21 protein-coding genes are annotated in these 17,129 nt (G+C 38.6%); all 21 read right to left on the bottom strand.

Going from position 1 to position 17,129, the window contains the following annotated elements; all coding sequences use genetic code 11:
- Positions 1-14: 14 nt before the first annotated feature.
- Positions 15-1,124, bottom strand: coding sequence for an N-acetylglucosamine-6-phosphate deacetylase (nagA, locus tag Q8M41_RS16435; RefSeq protein WP_305366383.1), 1,110 nt, complete (start codon positions 1,122-1,124; stop codon positions 15-17).
- Positions 1,125-1,180: 56 nt separating this feature from the next.
- Positions 1,181-2,020 carry a translation elongation factor Ts gene (gene tsf / locus Q8M41_RS16430; protein ID WP_305366382.1) on the bottom strand — a complete coding sequence of 280 codons (840 nt, stop codon included), beginning with the start codon at positions 2,018-2,020 and terminating at the stop codon, positions 1,181-1,183.
- A 72-nt stretch (positions 2,021-2,092) separates the two neighbouring features.
- Positions 2,093-2,950 (bottom strand): 30S ribosomal protein S2, encoded by an 858-nt coding sequence (gene rpsB, locus Q8M41_RS16425; RefSeq protein WP_305366381.1) that lies wholly within the window; start codon positions 2,948-2,950, stop codon positions 2,093-2,095.
- 18 nt (positions 2,951-2,968) lie between these two features.
- A complete protein-coding gene (gene rpsI / locus Q8M41_RS16420) occupies positions 2,969-3,355 on the bottom strand; it encodes a 30S ribosomal protein S9 (protein ID WP_305366380.1) in 387 nt (128 codons plus the stop codon).
- Positions 3,356-3,364: 9 nt separating this feature from the next.
- Positions 3,365-3,808 carry a 50S ribosomal protein L13 gene (rplM, locus tag Q8M41_RS16415; RefSeq protein ID WP_305366379.1) on the bottom strand — a complete coding sequence of 148 codons (444 nt, stop codon included), beginning with the start codon at positions 3,806-3,808 and terminating at the stop codon, positions 3,365-3,367.
- 535 nt (positions 3,809-4,343) lie between these two features.
- The gene (locus Q8M41_RS16410; RefSeq protein ID WP_305366378.1) at positions 4,344-4,511 is read right to left on the bottom strand and encodes an Arc family DNA-binding protein; all 168 of its coding nucleotides are present in this window, start codon (positions 4,509-4,511) and stop codon (positions 4,344-4,346) included.
- Between the two features lies 1 nt (position 4,512).
- Positions 4,513-5,367, bottom strand: a complete 855-nt coding sequence (locus Q8M41_RS16405) for an SPFH domain-containing protein (protein WP_305366377.1) — start codon at positions 5,365-5,367, stop codon at positions 4,513-4,515.
- A gap of 195 nt (positions 5,368-5,562) precedes the next feature.
- A complete protein-coding gene (locus Q8M41_RS16400; protein WP_305366376.1) occupies positions 5,563-6,327 on the bottom strand; it encodes a polysaccharide deacetylase family protein in 765 nt (254 codons plus the stop codon).
- Positions 6,324-7,265: a glycosyltransferase family 2 protein gene (locus Q8M41_RS16395; protein ID WP_305366375.1), complete on the bottom strand. Its 942-nt coding sequence runs from the start codon at positions 7,263-7,265 to the stop codon at positions 6,324-6,326. The genes Q8M41_RS16400 and Q8M41_RS16395 overlap by 4 nt, the downstream gene beginning before the upstream one ends.
- Positions 7,258-8,271 (bottom strand): glycosyltransferase family 87 protein, encoded by a 1,014-nt coding sequence (locus tag Q8M41_RS16390; protein WP_305366374.1) that lies wholly within the window; start codon positions 8,269-8,271, stop codon positions 7,258-7,260. Before Q8M41_RS16390 ends, Q8M41_RS16395 begins: the two co-directional genes overlap by 8 nt.
- Before the next feature lie 116 nt (positions 8,272-8,387).
- Entirely contained in the window at positions 8,388-8,789 is a 402-nt protein-coding gene (locus Q8M41_RS16385) for an OsmC family protein (protein WP_305366373.1), read from the bottom strand.
- Positions 8,790-8,794: 5 nt separating this feature from the next.
- Entirely contained in the window at positions 8,795-9,679 is an 885-nt protein-coding gene (locus Q8M41_RS16380) for a pirin family protein (protein ID WP_305366372.1), read from the bottom strand.
- A 38-nt stretch (positions 9,680-9,717) separates the two neighbouring features.
- A complete protein-coding gene (locus tag Q8M41_RS16375) occupies positions 9,718-10,428 on the bottom strand; it encodes a pirin family protein (RefSeq protein WP_305366371.1) in 711 nt (236 codons plus the stop codon).
- A 17-nt stretch (positions 10,429-10,445) separates the two neighbouring features.
- Positions 10,446-11,237 (bottom strand): SDR family oxidoreductase, encoded by a 792-nt coding sequence (locus Q8M41_RS16370; RefSeq protein WP_305366370.1) that lies wholly within the window; start codon positions 11,235-11,237, stop codon positions 10,446-10,448.
- A gap of 52 nt (positions 11,238-11,289) precedes the next feature.
- A complete protein-coding gene (locus tag Q8M41_RS16365; protein ID WP_305366369.1) occupies positions 11,290-11,826 on the bottom strand; it encodes a YceI family protein in 537 nt (178 codons plus the stop codon).
- 111 nt (positions 11,827-11,937) lie between these two features.
- Complete coding sequence (locus tag Q8M41_RS16360; RefSeq protein WP_305366368.1) at positions 11,938-12,525, bottom strand: Crp/Fnr family transcriptional regulator; 588 nt, start codon at positions 12,523-12,525, stop codon at positions 11,938-11,940.
- A 19-nt stretch (positions 12,526-12,544) separates the two neighbouring features.
- Complete coding sequence (locus tag Q8M41_RS16355) at positions 12,545-13,276, bottom strand: hypothetical protein (RefSeq protein WP_305366367.1); 732 nt, start codon at positions 13,274-13,276, stop codon at positions 12,545-12,547.
- Between the two features lie 149 nt (positions 13,277-13,425).
- Positions 13,426-13,956, bottom strand: a complete 531-nt coding sequence (locus Q8M41_RS16350) for a peroxiredoxin (protein WP_305366366.1) — start codon at positions 13,954-13,956, stop codon at positions 13,426-13,428.
- Between the two features lie 44 nt (positions 13,957-14,000).
- On the bottom strand, positions 14,001-14,906 hold the full coding sequence (locus tag Q8M41_RS16345; protein WP_305366365.1) for a prohibitin family protein: 906 nt from the start codon (positions 14,904-14,906) through the stop codon (positions 14,001-14,003).
- Between the two features lie 251 nt (positions 14,907-15,157).
- A complete protein-coding gene (locus Q8M41_RS16340; RefSeq protein ID WP_305366364.1) occupies positions 15,158-15,652 on the bottom strand; it encodes a nuclear transport factor 2 family protein in 495 nt (164 codons plus the stop codon).
- Between the two features lie 174 nt (positions 15,653-15,826).
- Positions 15,827-16,927, bottom strand: coding sequence for a porin (locus tag Q8M41_RS16335; RefSeq protein ID WP_305366363.1), 1,101 nt, complete (start codon positions 16,925-16,927; stop codon positions 15,827-15,829).
- Between the last annotated feature and the right edge of the window lie 202 nt (positions 16,928-17,129).

The following is a 17,129-nucleotide window of genomic DNA, read 5'->3' as shown; positions in this document are numbered from 1 at the left end:
GTTATTAAAATATTTTAGTTGAGCTTACCTGAAAAGTAGGTGCTATGATGTTGCAGTTCTTCGTTTATCACTATAATATCGGCTCTATATCCCCCTTTTATCAGACCCCTATTTTGGTCTCCCATTAAGCGGGCAGGATACGTTGAGGCCATCCTTAGAGCTTCATCCAGGGGAATACCAACCTTTAGTACACAGTTTTCAACTGCTTTGAGCATGCTTAGGCAAGAACCTGAAAGAGTTCCGTCGGGCATGGTATACCTGTCGCCTTTAAATACGTGCTGATAAACACCTTCATTGGTTTCGGTAACTGCGTCAGTGATCAGAAATAATCGATCACCCAGTTCGCGTTTAGCCAGTTCGATCATTGGGAAACTCACATGAACACCATCAGCCACTATACTGGTATAAGGTTTTAGTTTAAAAATTGCAGGTACAAGTCCGGCTGCCCGATGATGAATTGGCGGCATGGCATTGTAAAGATGGGTAGCAGCCTGTACCGGATTGTTTAAAAAGGATAAAGCTTCCTCATATGTCGCATCGCTATGTCCAGATGAAATAATGATATTGTTTGAATGGAGGAAATCTATCAATTCCTGATCCTGAAGCTCGGGGGCGATCGTCATCATTTTTAATTCACCCTCTGCTCGTTCCACCCAGCTTTTTATCTCTGCAAGAGTTCCTTTTTTGATATATTTTTCAGGATGGGCACCTTTACGTTTTACGTTCAGATAAGGTCCTTCAAGATGAAGGCCCAAAAAGTTACCTGTTGCTCTTTTGCGATAAGCTTTAGCTGCATCAATTGCTTTATTGACTACCTCATCACTATTGGTTGCTGCTGTGGCGAAAAATCCGGTTGTACCCTGGACGAGAAGATCATTTTCCATTTGTTCCAGACCTTCCTCATCTGGTAAAGCACCAAATAATTTACCACCGCTGCCATAAATTTGAAGATCAATAAGTCCGGGAGCAATAGTCAAACCCTTAAGGTCCGTTATTTTGAAACCCGCAGGAATCTGTTCAGGATCAGCGATCGAATGGATTTGTCCATTACTTATTAAAAGGGCTTTATTTTCCAGTCTTTCTTCTCCGGTAAAAATGCTGGCATTAATAAGTGCTTGATCCATAGCGTAAAAAAATAAAGGCAAAAAAAAATCCCCTCCAATTTGGAGAGGATTAAGAATTAAGCTCCTAACTGAACCCGCTTAAATGCGGTAACGGTGAGGCCTTTTTCTACATCATTTAAAAACTGTGCGACAGTTTTAGAAGAGTCTTTAACAAACTCCTGATTTAGTAAGGTAGAGTCTTTATAGAATTTATTAAGCTTACCTGCAGCAATCTTTTCAACCATTTCTTCAGGCTTACCTTCTGCACGGATCACATCTTTAGCAATTTCAAGTTCTCTTTCGATAGTTTTTGAATCAACATCACCTTTATCTATCGCAACCGGGTTCATTGCAGCAATTTGCATAGCCACATCTTTACCCACTTCATCAGCACTTGCAGGATTAGCGTTTAATGCAACTAATACTCCAAGACGATAATTTCCATGGATATAAGCGATCACTTTTTCACCAGTTACTGATTCAAATTTAGAAACACCTACTTTCTCACCAATCTTTCCGATTTGTGAAATGATAGTATCAGCTAATTTTTCACCATTAAGTTCAAGCTCAACTAATTCTTCTAGTGAAGAAGGGTTTTTCGCGATTGCCAAATCAGCAATACTATTTGCAAAGGCGACGAAATCAGCGTTTTTAGCTACGAAATCGGTTTCACAATTGAATTCAACAATCACACCGCGTTTTCCGTCGGCTGTTGTTTTTGCAATAACTACTCCTTCATTTGATTCACGATCCTGACGGCTTGCAGCGACTTTTGCACCTTTTTTACGAAGGTAATCAATTGCAGCTTCGAAATCTCCGTTAGCTTCAGTTAATGCTTTTTTGCAATCCATCATACCGGCTCCGGTTTGCTGGCGTAATTTATTTACATCTGCGGCAGTAATTTGTACTGTAGACATTATTTAAATTATTAATGTATGAAATTTAATTAGCCCTCCCCATTACGGGGGAGGGTTGGGAGGGGGCTCCCCTTACTCTTCGCTTTTGGCTTCAGGCTCAGCTTCAACCGCTACACCTTCAGGGCTTGTAGCCTTGCGGGTACGTTTGCCGGGAGTTGCTGCTTCATCTTTAGCTTCACCTTCTGTATCAACCTTAGCTTTTGCAGCTGAAGCTTCTTTGTCTGCTTCTTCTTCTTTCTCACGCTTACGCTCATCCAATCCTTCGTGGATTGCTTTCATGATAACGTCAGTAATCAATGTAATTGATTTGGTTGCATCATCATTTGCCGGGATAGGGAAGTCGATGTTTGAAGGGTCAGAGTTAGTATCAACCATTGCAAATGTTGGGATGTTTAATTTCATCGCTTCAGCAACAGAGATATGCTCTTTCTTAACGTCAATAATAAACAATGCAGCAGGCAGGCGGTTCAGATCAGCGATACCTCCAAGAAGCGCCTCTAATTTGATACGCTCACGCTGAATCATTAACTTTTCTTTCTTCGATAATACATCAAAAGTTCCGTCTTTGGTCATCTTGTCGATGTTAGACATCTTTTTGATTGATTTACGAACTGTAGCAAAGTTAGTTAACATACCACCTAACCAACGCTCGGTTACGTAAGGCATGTTTACAGAACGTGCCTGCTCAGCAACGATGTCTTTAGCTTGTTTCTTTGTAGAAACAAATAAGATCTTACGTCCTGATTTTACGATCTGTTTGATCGCAGCAGCAGCTTCTTCTAATTTTGTTAAAGTTTTATTTAAATCTATAATGTGGATGCCATTACGCTCCATGAAAATGTACGGTGCCATTTTCGGATCCCATTTGCGGGTAAGGTGACCAAAATGTACACCTGCATCCAATAAATCCTGATATGTTGTTCTTGCCATTGTCTGATCCTCCTGAGATTAACGTTTACTAAATTGAAATTTCTTACGGGCTTTCTTACGACCTGGTTTCTTACGCTCAACCATACGGTCATCGCGGGTCATAATGCCTTTTGCTCTCAATGCAGGTTTTTTCTCTGGATCCAGCTCTACAATAGCCTTGGCGATTGCTAAACGAACGGCTTCTGCCTGTCCTTTAACACCACCGCCGGCAACGTTTACAGTCACATCGAATTTTCCTGTTGATTCAGAAACTTCGGTTGACTGCATTACGATGTATTGTAATGGCAATGTTGGAAAATACTCCTTGTAATCTTTACCGTTTACGGTAATGTTGCCGCTTCCATCTGTTAGATAAATGCGTGCAACTGCGGTTTTTCTTCTTCCTGAAGTGTTTGTAGTTGACATTTCTCTTAATTACGGTTTAATGGTTGTAGGATTTTGCGCTGCATGCGGATGTTCTGAACCTGCATAAACGAACAGGTTTTTGTACAATGCACGGCCCAAACTGTTTTTAGGTAACATACCACGTACAGCCTTCTCTACCACACGGGTAGGATGCTTCGCCATTAACTCTTTTGGAGAAATGAATTTCTGCCCACCAGGATAACCGGTGTAGGAAACATATTGCTTTTCAGCAAACTTGTTCCCTGTGAGTTTTACTTTGTCTGCATTGATAACGATAACATTATCTCCGCAGTCTACGTGTGGGGTGAACGATGGCTTGTTTTTTCCTCTGATGATCATTGCGATCTTAGAAGACAAGCGCCCCAAAATCTCTCCTTGAGCGTCAACAACTACCCATTCTTTGTTGACGGTCACTTTGTTGGCAGAGACAGTTTTGTAACTTAACGTATTCACTTGCTTGAATTTAAATTATGTGTTAATTATTATTTACCCTAAAATTAGGGACTGCAAAGATAGGAGATTTTTTCTAAAGAGCAAATGGTTGGAGTGAAAATGTAATTCTTTAGTAAGGAGTTGAAAATTGATAATGAGACACGACGAAAGAGTGAAAGTTGAGAGTTGAATTGGGTATGTCAAGACAACGAAAGTGTTGAATTGGCTGGACAGCGAATGGGTGGGTATGGATATCCAGGCTTGAAGGGCTTAGATGATGGATAAGAGCCTGGTAGCCTTAGCATATTTTTATGTGGAAAGCAGAGTCTGGTTTCCATAGGTAACGCCAGTCCTGCTGTTCGCTGCAAGTCCTCGCCTATAATGAGGGTAGTTAACTGTGAATTTTGTCTGGCTCCGGGCTTTTCGCTGCCATCAGGTTTAGATTGGAAGTTATTGCTGCTTAAGGGAACAGATCATCGTGCTTAGTTTTGAATAGTCGCAGAATGGTAGAAATTTTAAGCGCAGACAATTTTATTTATGTAAAGGCCGGAATTGATTATTTTTTCTCTGGCTGCTTTTTGAGTCTACCAGCCTTTTTTAAAGCATTGCTCAGAATCCATTCTATTTGTCCGTTGACACTTCTGAAATCATCTGCAGCCCATTTCTCAAGTGCTTTCATTGTTTCGGAATCTATCCTTAATGCAAATGGTTTTTTTTCACTCATTTTATTGATGCAGAGTTCCGGTGTTAACCACAGGTTGAGTATCCTTATCTCCGCAAAGGACAACAAGTAGATTGCTTACCATTGCAGCTTTCTTCTCTTCATCAAGCACAATGATCTCCTTCTCAGAGAGCAGAGCCAATGCACTTTCAACCATCCCAACGGCTCCTTCAACAATTTTGTGCCGGGCTGCTACAATTGCTGAAGCCTGCTGCCTTCTAAGCATAGAATGGGCGATTTCAGGAGCATAGGCGAGATATGCGATACGTGATTCAATGACCTCAATGCCTGCTATTTCCATTCTCTCGACGATTTCTTCCTCCAGTGCTTTATTTACATCATCGAAATTTGTACTGAGGGCAATTGTGGCAGTTTCATCTCCAAAATGATCGTAGGGAAAACTTCCTGCCAGTTTCCTGACAGCAGAATCCGTCTGAACTTTTATGAAATGTTCGTAGCTATCCACCTCAAAGGATGATTTAAAGGTATCATTAACACGCCACACGAGTATTACACTGATCAGAATAGGATTTCCAAGCTTATCATTTACTTTTATTTTCTCACTCTCGAAATTCCGGGCACGAAGGGATATTGTTGTTTTCTTAAAGAATGGATTAACCCAATATAAACCATTCTGATTAATGCTCCCTTTATACTCGCCAAATAGCAGGAGGATTTTGGCATTATTTGGACTTACAATCGTTAGTCCTATGGATAGGAAACTAAAAAGTACGATCATTGATGCTCCAGCCCCTTCTTTCTCATATAAAAAAAAGTAAAGTGATAAGCTTAATATGACAAAAAGTACGGGCAAAACAATATACCCGCTAACAGGCCTGATAATTTTTTCAGTTTTCATAATACTATTTTGATATTAAAATGATATCAAATATAATATTAATTTTTAATTCCAAAAAATTTCTGATTAATTTATTGGAGGAAGCAGAAATATTTCCTGGCTGAATTTCTGTAAATGAAAGATTTTATTGGATTTGTCCAGTTTGATTATTCTATCTTTCAAAACATATTTAAGATATTTCCCAGGTTGATATAGTTATAGGAAATCTGATATAGTGCTGAAGGTATAATTCTTTTGTTTCAAATACCCTATGAATGAATCCATACGTTCAATCATTTTGATGCCTGAATTCCTGCTAACATATCCGGGAAAACCGAATCTTTTCTGATCTCCCAATTCTGTAAATTCCCAGGGATGGAAATAGATGTTCAGATATCCGTCCTTTGTATGGGTTCTTTCAGCCAGCCATTGATAGATACTTAAGGGAAGATTATGAAAGGATAACCAGAATAATGGGAATCGTAAGATGGGACTTACGGAAGCAGGAACCTGCCAGGTTCCTGCTTCTTTGTAGAATTTTCTTGGTTTTGATAAATTATTATACCTTCCAGGTAGCCAGGTTGGATTGATGGAGCTGTTGTAGATATATCCGGCTTTTGTAATTTCATATTCATCAACTGGTTTCATTCTTGCCATGCGGTAACCTTTTATTTCTTTACCCGAAAGCTCTTGAAGCGCAATTTTTGAGGATGCCAGATGAGCAGTTTCAAAATCGGAATGATAATAACCGTGGGATGCCAGTTCATGTCCGCCTTCAACAATTTGACGGATTAGCTCAGGTGCATTTTGAGCGAAAATTACCGTACTGAAAAAGGTAACTTTTACCTGATGTTTATCAAGTAGTTTAAGGATTTGCTTCGTTCCCTCCTTTGAAATGCCTATCTGATCTTCAAAAGGTATGTCCTTTCCGTACTCAAAGGGCATATCGAACTCCTCAATATCAAAACTGAGTAAAATCAATTTGTTTGTGCGTTTAGATTTGTGGATCGTATAACATAATTTGGACGCTCTTTAACCTGCATAAACATCTTCCCCACATAAATTCCTATAATTCCCAATATCATGAGTTGTAAACCTCCAAAAAACACAATTGTCATCAGGATTGATGCCCATCCTGAAACTTCTTTACCGGTATAAATTGCATATAAAATATAGGGCAAATACAGTATAGAGCAAATAGTAAATGCAAAACCAAGATAAATTGCAACATATAATGGCCTGACCGAAAATGAAGTAACCCCCTGCAATGCAAAACTAATCATTTTCTTAAAATGGTATTTGCTTTCGCCCAGAGTTCTCTGATTCGGGTAATATTCTATTGAAACTTGTCTGAATCCAATCCATTTAATAAGTCCCCTCAGAAAGGGTTCATTTTCATGAAATTTTTTCATGACACTAACTACTTTTTTATCGAGCAGCCTGAAGTCAGCCGATCCTGGTTCGATTTCTACATCCGAAAGGCTATTGATCGTACTATAGAAAAGTTTTGAAGTTAGACGTTTAGTTATAGGAAGCTTTTTATCCTCTTTTCGTATCGTATACACTACTTCATAACCTTCTTCCCATTTGGCCAGCATTTCCGGAATTATTTCAGGCGGATGCTGCATATCACAATCAAGACTGATCACACAATCACCATTTGAATGATCCAGCCCCGCTTTTAGGGCATTCTGGTGACCAAAATTTCTGGAAAATTCGATATAGAATATATTTTTATTCGTCAGAATAAGTTCCTGAATTTTTTCCATAGTACTATCGGTGCAGCCATCGGCAACCATAATAATTTCATATCTATATGGAAGTGGTTCGAACAGCTTTTCGATGGCAGCAGTAATCTTTGGAATATTCTCGGATTCATTGAATGCTGGAATTACGATAGAGATTAACTTATCATGCATGGGTATTAATTTTTTTAAAATCTATGGCTAGCATTTGGTAAATAATTGTGAACCAGACCAATACACAGGGAAGTGCTTTCAATGAATATGGCTTGATATAGGTATCCCGTATGATTTTGGGGAATAGATCTGATGGTGACATGCTTGTCAGTATAAATGCAAATACAAATAAAATCAGAAATGGCAGATTGGGTATACTGGCATTCTGCATTAGCCTTCTAACCATCCCCATTAATGAAATATCCTGCATAGAGGTCAGTGAGACATTCTGCATATTTTTTTCTTTGAGTGAAATGAACCAGTCTGTATAAGACCTGACCATAAATTCAGGCGAAGATAATATAGCAGGGAGTATGATTAATACTGCGAGTGCAATGAATCCTGAAACAATTAAATTTAGTTTATTCTTGCTGAAAAAGAAGAATGCTAGTCCGACAATGCCATACAATTTGATCAAAGTTCCCAATGCGATTGCAAAAGCTGATTTCACTTCCTTTCCATTATGCAGATATGAGAAACTGATCATAATCAGGCCAGTAAGGCCAACATTAAACTGGAAGCTGAGCATTGCTATCAGAGCTTCGTGAGCGCATAATAAAGCAATAATTGACCTGATTCTTAAAGGCAGCGGAAGACTGTAAAAACCCATGCATAAGACCAGCGCATTGGCAATGTTCCAAAGTGAAGTACCTAATGCATCCGGCAATATTGCAAATGGAGCAATAACCAGAGCGAATACAGGCCCGTAGTGATTGGAATCTCCGTATTCATCAGGATATTCCGCAAACAATGGTTTTTCGCTCAGGCTGTGAAGAAATGTGTGTTTGAAAATTTTGTAATTATTGTAGGATCCTCTGGTGTATTGTTTTACTCCTGTAATGAGTGCAATAAGTATGAACAGAGAGAATACAAATCTCCTACTTAGTACAATATTATAAAATTTACTTTTCTGGTCTGACTCCACGAAGGGTAAAGCGCTAATTTGGTCTATGGCCGTTATTGTCAAACTTAAAAGGTTTAATCATAACGAAAATATTACAATAGCAAATATATATATATATTACAATAAGATGATAAAAATCTTTTAATCGAATAAAAACGAAGATTAATTGCTTAATTCATTCAGGATTTTAACTCTGAACTACTAATTTCAATTGGGTTGGTCAGTATTTTATGAACCGGACAGGCATTTGCAACCGCAAGCAGCCTTGTTCTTTGTTCTTCTGTTAGATTACCGATAAACAGGAGTTTTCGGTTGATACTTGTTTTGGTCTTAGTATCATTCTGTTCCAGCTCGATTTCCAGTTTTACTTCCTGCAGATCCCATTTTTTATGATCGGCATACATGCGAAGAGTAGCAGCTGTACATGCGGCTAAGGCAGAAGCCAGCAGTTCTTTTGGAGAAAAGCCCAAATCTTTGCCACCCGAATCAAGCGGCTCATCGGCAATGAGGGTATTTCCTGAGGGTGATTTAATTTCAATTCTATAAAGTTCTTTCGCAATACCTGCTTTTATCTTAGTCATGGTAATTATTTTCTTAATGAAGAAGGATAGGGAACAAACTCATTTTCATCTCCTTTAATTTTAGGGAAGCCCTGTGCAATCCATTTTTCTCTGGCATCTGAAATAATTTCCTTGCTGCTTCCAACAAAGTTCCAGTCGATGAACCGTTCTTCCGGTAAAGGTTCTCCACCGAATATATAAATACTTGTATTGGCTTCCATAACAAATTCGCACAAGGTGCTATCCTTAGCAATCAGGATTTGCTTTGGAAGGTAGGTATTCCCTTCACTTTCGATACTTCCTTCGAGTATATATAATCCAGATTCCCCGTATAGTTCATGCCCGATTTTGATACGCTGCCGAATCTTACTTTTAATTTCAAGCATATATAGTTTACTGTATACAGGTACTGGCGACTTTCTACCAAATGCTTCCCCGGCAATGAGTTTAAACTGTGTATAAGCATCCGTCCATGAAGGGATTTGGGAACTATCCAGATGGAAAAATCCAGGTTCCATCTGCTCGAGTTCTTTAGGTAACGCTACCCAGATTTGCAGGCCATGCATCTCTTTTTCAGAATATCTCAAATATTCAGGTGTTCTTTCAGAGTGTACAATTCCTTTACCTGCGGTCATCCAGTTGACTGCACCGGGTTTGATCTCCAATTCATTTCCAAGGCTGTCGCGGTGCATAATACTGCCCTCGAAAAGGAAGGTGAGGGTAGAAAGCCCAATGTGCGGGTGTGGAAGCACATCGAAGTTTTCACGTTCAGACATTCTTACAGGGCCCATATGGTCAATAAAAACAAAAGGACCTACCATTCTTTTTTGACGGAATGGAAGTAAACGCCCAACCAAGAATTTGCCTATGCTGGCTGCGCGTTCTTCAATGATTAACTCAATATTTGACATTATGAAATTTTAATAAATCTTTTGCTCCGGAAGTACGATCAGGTCATTGGAACTTCCATCAGGAGAATTTCGGAATCAGTATCGGCTATTATCTTAAAGTTATCAATTTCCGTGATACCAAAGCCATCCCTTTTATATAGTTTCTGGTTATTGATTCTAAGCTCTCCATTCAGAATAAATGCATACACGCCATTGCCTTTTTCTTTGACCGTATATTCTGTTTGGAAACCTTTGTCGAGTTTGCCGAGATGAAACCAGACATTCTGATGAATCCAAACACCCGCATCCTCAGGGTTCGGTGAAAGGATTTGCTGCAATTTATTATGCCGATCTTCCATATCCAGGCTGATCTGATCGTATCGAGGGGTTACATTTCTTTTGTTTGGAACAACCCATATCTGTAAAAATTTCACTGCTTTGTCAGTGTTTGCATTGTATTCACTATGTGAGATCCCTGTACCTGCACTCATTATCTGCACATCACCGTTTTTGATCACGGTTTTATTCCCCATACTGTCCTTGTGCTCCAGATCACCTTCAAGTGGGATGGAGATAATTTCCATATTATCATGCCTGTGAGTGCCAAAACCCATCCCGGCATCAACGGTATCATCATTTAATACCCTCAATACCCCAAAATTCATCCTTGCCGGATCAAAATAATTGGCAAAACTGAAGGTATGTTTACTATGTAACCAACCATGAATGGCATCACCGCGGGTATCTGCTTTGTGAAGTATTGTTTTCATCGTTCTGATTATTAAAATTATACAAACCCGTAGCTATTTGACTGTCCGCCATCGATGGCAATTGTCTGACCGTTGACGTAGGAACAATCTTCACTCATGAGAAATACTACCAGTTTTCCAACTTCTTCTGGTAAGCCTAAGCGTTTTGTCGGGTTAAATTGTGCATACTCACTTTCTGCTTTCTTAGGATCAGCCGGATTAACCTGTTTGAAGGCTTCGGCAACCATTGGAGTCAGGATTGCTCCGGGAGCAATGGCATTGGTTAAGATGCCATATCTTCCGTATTCCAGCGCGGCATTTTTGGTAATTCCACTTACAGCATGTTTTGTAGCCACGTAAGGAGTCTGGTTCATTACACCACGGATCCCGCCAACAGAGGCCACATTCACAATTCTACCATAATTTTGCTTCTGCATCACCGGAATGATATAGCGCATTCCGTAATACACGCCCATTAGGTTAATGTCGATCACTTTCTTAAAAATATCTACCTCGTAATCTGCTAAAAGTGCCTGTTTACCCTCAATACCAGCATTGTTGTAAAAACCATCTATGCGCCCGTATGTTTTAACGGTTTCATCAACATAGCTTTTTACTGCCTCTTCTTTGGAAACATCAGCTGTAATTGTGAGAACCTTTGCCTCCGGATAAGCACTTTGAATGCTTAATTTTGCAGCTTCAAGAGCCTGAGCATTATAGTCAATAAGACTAAGTTTTGCACCCTCTTTTGCAGCTTCAATAGCAGTAGCGAGTCCCAGCCCCATACCGGCACCGGTAATCACAATGACTTTATTTTCTAACTTTTTCATAACTATTGTTGTTTAGCCCATCCTATAATTCATCGGATTGGCTGGTTTAACCTTAGGCTTGTTTTACAAATTGCACTTCAGCATTGATCCTTACTTCTTCGCTCACCATTACACCACCGGCCTCCAGAGCCGCGTTCCAATTCAGTCCCCAGTCTTTACGGTTGATCTTTCCGCTTAGTGAGAAACCTGCTTTTTCATTTCCGTACGGGTCTTTCATTAATCCACCGAATTCCACATCAAATGTTGTTTCTTTTGAAACACCTTTTATGGTTAAAATGCCTTTCAACTGATAGTTCTCGTCATCCAGTTTATTGAATGAAGTACCTTCAAAAGTCAGCTCCTTATGATTTTCTGCATCAAAGAAATCTGCACTCTGAAGATGACCATCACGGTCGGCATTGTTAGTAAAGATCGAAGCGGCATCTACGTTTGCCTGTACTTTAGCTTTACTGAAGTCTAATCCTTCAGATATGATGCTTGCACTAAATTTTCTGAATTCACCTTTAACATTGGTGATCATTAAGTGTTTTACCTTAAATACGATCTCACTGTGTGTAGGGTCTAATACCCAGTTTGTTAGATTTTCCATTATTTGATTTCCTATGTGATTTTAAGTTTATGTCTTGTTTGACGAAACAAAGTTCCGGCTAATCCAATGGACATTCGTTCACATAGGTTAATAAATGAAAATTCTCTCGTATTATTTTTTACCGGAATATTCTTTGCGTATACGACTGAGTGACTGAGGTTTAATACCCAGATAAGAGGCGATGAGGTATTGCGGAATGCGTTGAACAAATGCAGGGTGTAAGTTTGAAAACTCAGTATAGCGGTGTTCGGCATCTTCACTATTAGTTTTTGCGAGGCGATATTGAAGGCCAATAAATGCATTTTGGATCAGAATCCTGAAAAAATGTTCAAACAGGTGATTGCTCTGGCAGATTTTCTCGTAATTATCATAATTCATCACCAGGATCTTGCTGGGCTCAAGAGTTTCTATGGTATAAATGCCGGGTTTACCAGAGAAAAAACTGTAATGATCCGTGATCCAGTATCCTTCAAGCGCGAACTGTATGGCATGTTTGTCGCCATGTTCATTGACAAAATAGGAGTAAGCTGATCCTTTAAGAATAAAATAGACATATTTACAATGCTCTCCTTCTTCAGAAAGAATGGCTTTCTTATCAAATGATTTTGGAAATAGGAATTTGGAGAATTGTTCAAATTCCAGATCGCTTATCGAATGCCCGATAGTTCGTTGAATATTTAGCCTGAGCAGATCCTCCATTTCATATCAAATTAGCAAATCAAATTTGCATCTCATAGCCTAATCCATCCAGCATATGTGCCAGAATGGGCTCACATTTTTCTTTACAGCAGGGATAGTAATTGTTGTGTTTCCATTGAGCGGACTTTGGTGATTGTCCCCACCAGAATTCTGCAATGGCCAATGGCTTCATTTGATGTTGAAAAGCATACTGTAAAAGTTTTGGCCCTGCACATTCGCCTGCCCCTGCGGGTGGATTTTTATAGGATGCAGCTTTGAAAATTTGATTCAGACTCTTTTCCTCTCCTTTTTGATTTAGGAAATTATAGTGATTGAAAAGTTCATTTTGCAAGGCTTTGGAATGGATTCTTCGGGCTATTTTCAGAATGCCGATCCTTTCTTTTTGATCCTCTTCCTTTAATGCTTCTGCTTTTTTGATCTCTTCATTCATTCGGGTGAGTTCTGCCATACCATTGTTTAGGAAGCTGTTTTGGTGAAGACTGTCGAAAACCGGGGGTACAAATTTGGAATGATGGTTTCCACCAGCCAGTTTACCCGAAAATGCTGCCAGATATCCCAGTTCATTTTCCGAAGTCTGAACAACTAAAACACCGAACATCTTTCCAATTATGCTTCCTTCCTGATCAGGCTTTAAGCCAAAGTTATGGGTCCAGTCATCCTGATCAAGAAGATAGCCCTGTAATTGTTCTGCTGCAACCTGGCATAAAGGATGAGGTTTGTTATTTTCAAGAAAAGTGAATTTCTCAGGCAAAGACCCGATAGTTGGCGGTTCCTTGAATAGGGTAAAAAAGGGGTCCGGAGTAGCTATATCTAATATGATTAAAATGTGTTTCCCGGCATTTACTGCGCGGATTAAACAAGTTTCAGATTGATTAATGAAACTTCGCCGCAAATATCGACTTATTTTTTACTTAACTCATTTACTTTTAAAACAAGCTGATCAAAAGATAATCGATCTGAATTATTCTTTCCCACGTAGCGATATAATTCTTTTCCATCCGGTCCGAACAGGACAGTTGCAGGATAATGCACGATCTGGTTGTGAAATTTATAACCATCTGGAATACCAAGCTGTTTTGCTAATTTCGCATCAGGATCCCGATAGATTGGGAAGTTTTTCAGATCCTCCGCGGCTAATTTCCCTGACCATGCTCTGATTTCAAGTTCAGTATCAGGCTTGATAAATACCTGTACTACATTTTTCAGAGTTTTTGCTTTGCTGAAATATTCCTGGGTATGACGGATACAATAGGGACATTCAGTTTTAAGCAGGAAATGGAGAGCGACAAATTTGCCTTTTTCTTTGCTTAGTACAAACTGACGTTCATCTGTTGCGGATTGTAAGCTGATATTAGCACTTGACTGGGCCTTGATACTTAAATTTAAGAACAATAAACACAGTATAGTTATAACGCTGTACTTGATTTTCATAAAACAATTTTTTTTGATAATGTGGCTTAAAAAAATTTATTAAATTAATTTCCTCCAAGAATGATTGGAGCATTTTTGCTGTTTCCCATGATGATTACTTTAGTGTTTGGGGAAAGTGCAATCTCCTTCTGAGCCTTAATTGTTTCATACTGGAGCTGCTTATCGCTTAAACCCGTAGACAAGATCCGTTGGTAATCTGCAATACCCTGAGCTTCAACCCGTTTTCGTTCTGCTTCCTGTCTTTCTTTTTGGAGTACAAATGTCATTTTCTGGGCATCCTGTTCGGCATTGATTTTTGATTCAATGGTCGTTTTTACCGATGCGGGTAAAGTAATATTTCTAACTAGCAGTTGTTCCAATTCAAGTCCGCGTTTAATAAAACTTTTATTGATTGTATTAAATATTTTATTCTGGAATTCATCTCGTTTACTTGAATAAAGTGCCACAGCATCATAAGATACAGCATTATCTCTGATGGCTGTACGTGCAATTGGTCTAACGATTTTATCCAGGTAGTCTGTTCCAATGGTTCGTAGAATTTCTGGTGCGGCAGAAGGTTTAACTTTAAAAAGTACAGAGAGATCGATGATTACTTCAAGTCCATCCGCTGAAAGTACCCTGATGGCATCGTCGCCAACTTTTCCGCCTTCATCATTGACACCAGACATGGTATAATTTTGAGTTTTTACATCAAAGGTGGTTACCTTCATCATAGGGTTAACGATATTTAAACCACTGTACAAAACATCATTATTAACTTTTCCAAAAAGTGTTTTTACGCCAACTTCTCCCGATTCAACTACTTTGAACATTGAAAGGGATGCACCTATGATTACTAATACGATGGCGCCAATGCGGGTAATGGTACTAAATCTTGCTGCCAGACCATCCTGGGAGGCCATAAAAAAACTGGCAATAATGGCAAATATTCCGATGATAATTAAAAACATGATTGTTGGTTTTTTTACATAAAGTTAATACAAATCATTAGCTATACGTGAATATTAATTTCAGATGAAGTTTATTCTGATGAGGAAACCGTATAAAACAGCCAGCTATTTGTTATGAAATGAGACCAAATGAAGGTGAATTTAGTATACTCTCAATTTACCCACTCACAAAAAAATGGAGTCAGCAATAACTGACTCCATCTAAGTTTCTTTTTTTGGAAGGCATTCAATCTTCCATAACAATATCACAATTACATACCTGGTTTTGCCGGCATGGAGCTCACGCTCATGTCACGAATACAAATATATTTACCATCACGCTTTTCAAAAACCGACATAAAGTGTCCTTTATCTACCTCTTTACCGGCTGAATCCGTTGTTGTCCATGTGCCAACTTCAACAGCCTGTTTTCCCTCTGCAAAAACATCAACTACAGAGTAAGCATATGCCTGGCCGGCAGTTTCTTTAGCAATACGAGCAGCAATTCTTTCCTTGATTGCTGCTTTTCCAACGGTCGGTTCTTCATTAGAATTATAGCTTATTGCGTCATCGCTATAATAGGCAGCAACTGCATCCGCATCTTTGGCTTTATCTCCTGCCGCATAAGCATCTTCTAATTTTTGGATTTCAGCTTTCACTGAATCCAGATTTAAAGTAGCCTCCGGAGCTTGTATAGTGTTATTGCAGGATGCTAAAAAGAATGCTGCCATTGCAAAAAACGCGGATAATTGTGTTTTGATTTTCATAATATTTTCGTTTAAGTTAAAAAAATATTATAGAAGGTAAGTATAAAATAATTGATAATCAGATATTTATAAATAATTAGAATGTTATATAAGTCAAAATTTAAATATAGATAGGAATAGGTTAAAACTATTTCATTTATATTTTATAAGTACAATTTTGCCATTAACCCTGTATCATAGTTTAATAGTCATATTCGAGGTTAGAGAGTAGTTTTTAGTCGAATTGTTGCTGAATTCCCGTTCTCCTGCATTGTAAACCTTGCCCTCGATCCTGAATTGAAGTTTTTTGCTTATCTGATAATCGAAATTGCTGGAAATACCTGATACCCTTAAACCATTAAGGTTATTGGTTGCAATGATGATCCGGTTTTTATCGTTGTAGTATTCTCCCCTTACTGCAAGTTTAATTTGCTCACTCACTGAATATCTCAAAATAATTACCGGTGAATACCAGATTCCGTAATCGGTGCTATTGTATTTGTCGCTGCCTAAATCGAATCCAGCAATTATGCCGAGTTTTTCACCCGGCTCAAATTGTGCATACAGATTATGAAAGGTTCGTAAAGCATTAAAATTATTCTGAATGTCCGTACCGGTGAAGTTGCTGTAATTCAGAAGTAATTTTTCGGAAGGCTTATAATTTACCTGAATTCCAAAGGAAGGCTTTTGAACTAAATCTAGTTTTTTAATTCTTTGCCAGCCGTTTAAGACCAAAAATGCCAGATTGAGATTTCCTTTTTTAGTTGAATAACCGAGTTTGATCCCTGTTTCGTAATAGGGAGAATTTTCAGCCAGAATACTTCTTGTTAAAGTCCAGCAGTCGGCACTGATTGCACTTTCAAATCCAATATGTGAAGGCAGAATGCCTGCATCTAACCAAAAATTTTGTTCTTTTGATAGTTTAACTCCTATATTGGCTTCATACAGATGTCGGGCCCAGGCAGGCTCTGCACTAAGATTGTATCTTGAATAATTTCCAGTCATTAAGCCCAAATTTGCCCTGAGATTTGTGGCCGAATAATTCGTTTTTAACAGAATGAGGTTTGCATTGATCTCATTATGCCTTTTGTGATTATATATAAAACCTGGTTTTCCATGATTTACGGGCTTTGCAAAATCATAGCTGTAGTATAATTCAGCATAAGCATTAAAAGTTAGATTTTTTAGCGAGTCATTCTGGGCAAATATGCTGGCAGACCGAAGGATAAAAACAATCATTAATATTATTTTCAATTGGTTTGGTTTTTTTCTGGATTGACGTCTAAATAAATTCATTCAGATTAATTTATAAAATTTACCGATAAACTAACCTCTACTTTTGTAAACGTCTATATTTCTTTTTAATGAGATTTTGTTAGTGGGTTGATAAATCAGCGGCGCCTGCTCAACCGTAACATCACTTTTATCTAAACCAAATGCTTTTCATCACTTTGACCCAGTCGTTTCAGAATGAAATAGGAGTTTAGATTAAACCTTC

The organism is Daejeonella sp., from assembly GCF_030684675.1.
Lineage (GTDB): Bacteria > Bacteroidota > Bacteroidia > Sphingobacteriales > Sphingobacteriaceae > Daejeonella.
This window is presented reverse-complemented; position numbering and strand designations above follow the sequence as displayed.

Coding starts and splice junctions, on each gene's coding strand:
- nagA (WP_305366383.1), bottom strand. CDS start 1,124: ATGGATCAAGCACTTATTAATGCCAGCATTTTTACCGGAGAAGAAAGA.
- rpsB (WP_305366381.1), bottom strand. CDS start 2,950: ATGGCAAGAACAACATATCAGGATTTATTGGATGCAGGTGTACATTTT.
- Q8M41_RS16350 (WP_305366366.1), bottom strand. CDS start 13,956: ATGAAAATCAAGTACAGCGTTATAACTATACTGTGTTTATTGTTCTTA.
- Q8M41_RS16340 (WP_305366364.1), bottom strand. CDS start 15,652: ATGAAAATCAAAACACAATTATCCGCGTTTTTTGCAATGGCAGCATTC.
- Q8M41_RS16375 (WP_305366371.1), bottom strand. CDS start 10,428: ATGAAAACAATACTTCACAAAGCAGATACCCGCGGTGATGCCATTCAT.
- Q8M41_RS16395 (WP_305366375.1), bottom strand. CDS start 7,265: ATGCATGATAAGTTAATCTCTATCGTAATTCCAGCATTCAATGAATCC.
- Q8M41_RS16410 (WP_305366378.1), bottom strand. CDS start 4,511: ATGAGTGAAAAAAAACCATTTGCATTAAGGATAGATTCCGAAACAATG.
- Q8M41_RS16405 (WP_305366377.1), bottom strand. CDS start 5,367: ATGAAAACTGAAAAAATTATCAGGCCTGTTAGCGGGTATATTGTTTTG.
- Q8M41_RS16370 (WP_305366370.1), bottom strand. CDS start 11,237: ATGAAAAAGTTAGAAAATAAAGTCATTGTGATTACCGGTGCCGGTATG.
- Q8M41_RS16345 (WP_305366365.1), bottom strand. CDS start 14,906: ATGTTTTTAATTATCATCGGAATATTTGCCATTATTGCCAGTTTTTTT.
- tsf (WP_305366382.1), bottom strand. CDS start 2,020: ATGTCTACAGTACAAATTACTGCCGCAGATGTAAATAAATTACGCCAG.
- Q8M41_RS16365 (WP_305366369.1), bottom strand. CDS start 11,826: ATGGAAAATCTAACAAACTGGGTATTAGACCCTACACACAGTGAGATC.
- Q8M41_RS16385 (WP_305366373.1), bottom strand. CDS start 8,789: ATGACTAAGATAAAAGCAGGTATTGCGAAAGAACTTTATAGAATTGAA.
- Q8M41_RS16335 (WP_305366363.1), bottom strand. CDS start 16,927: ATGAATTTATTTAGACGTCAATCCAGAAAAAAACCAAACCAATTGAAA.
- rpsI (WP_305366380.1), bottom strand. CDS start 3,355: ATGTCAACTACAAACACTTCAGGAAGAAGAAAAACCGCAGTTGCACGC.
- Q8M41_RS16360 (WP_305366368.1), bottom strand. CDS start 12,525: ATGGAGGATCTGCTCAGGCTAAATATTCAACGAACTATCGGGCATTCG.
- Q8M41_RS16380 (WP_305366372.1), bottom strand. CDS start 9,679: ATGTCAAATATTGAGTTAATCATTGAAGAACGCGCAGCCAGCATAGGC.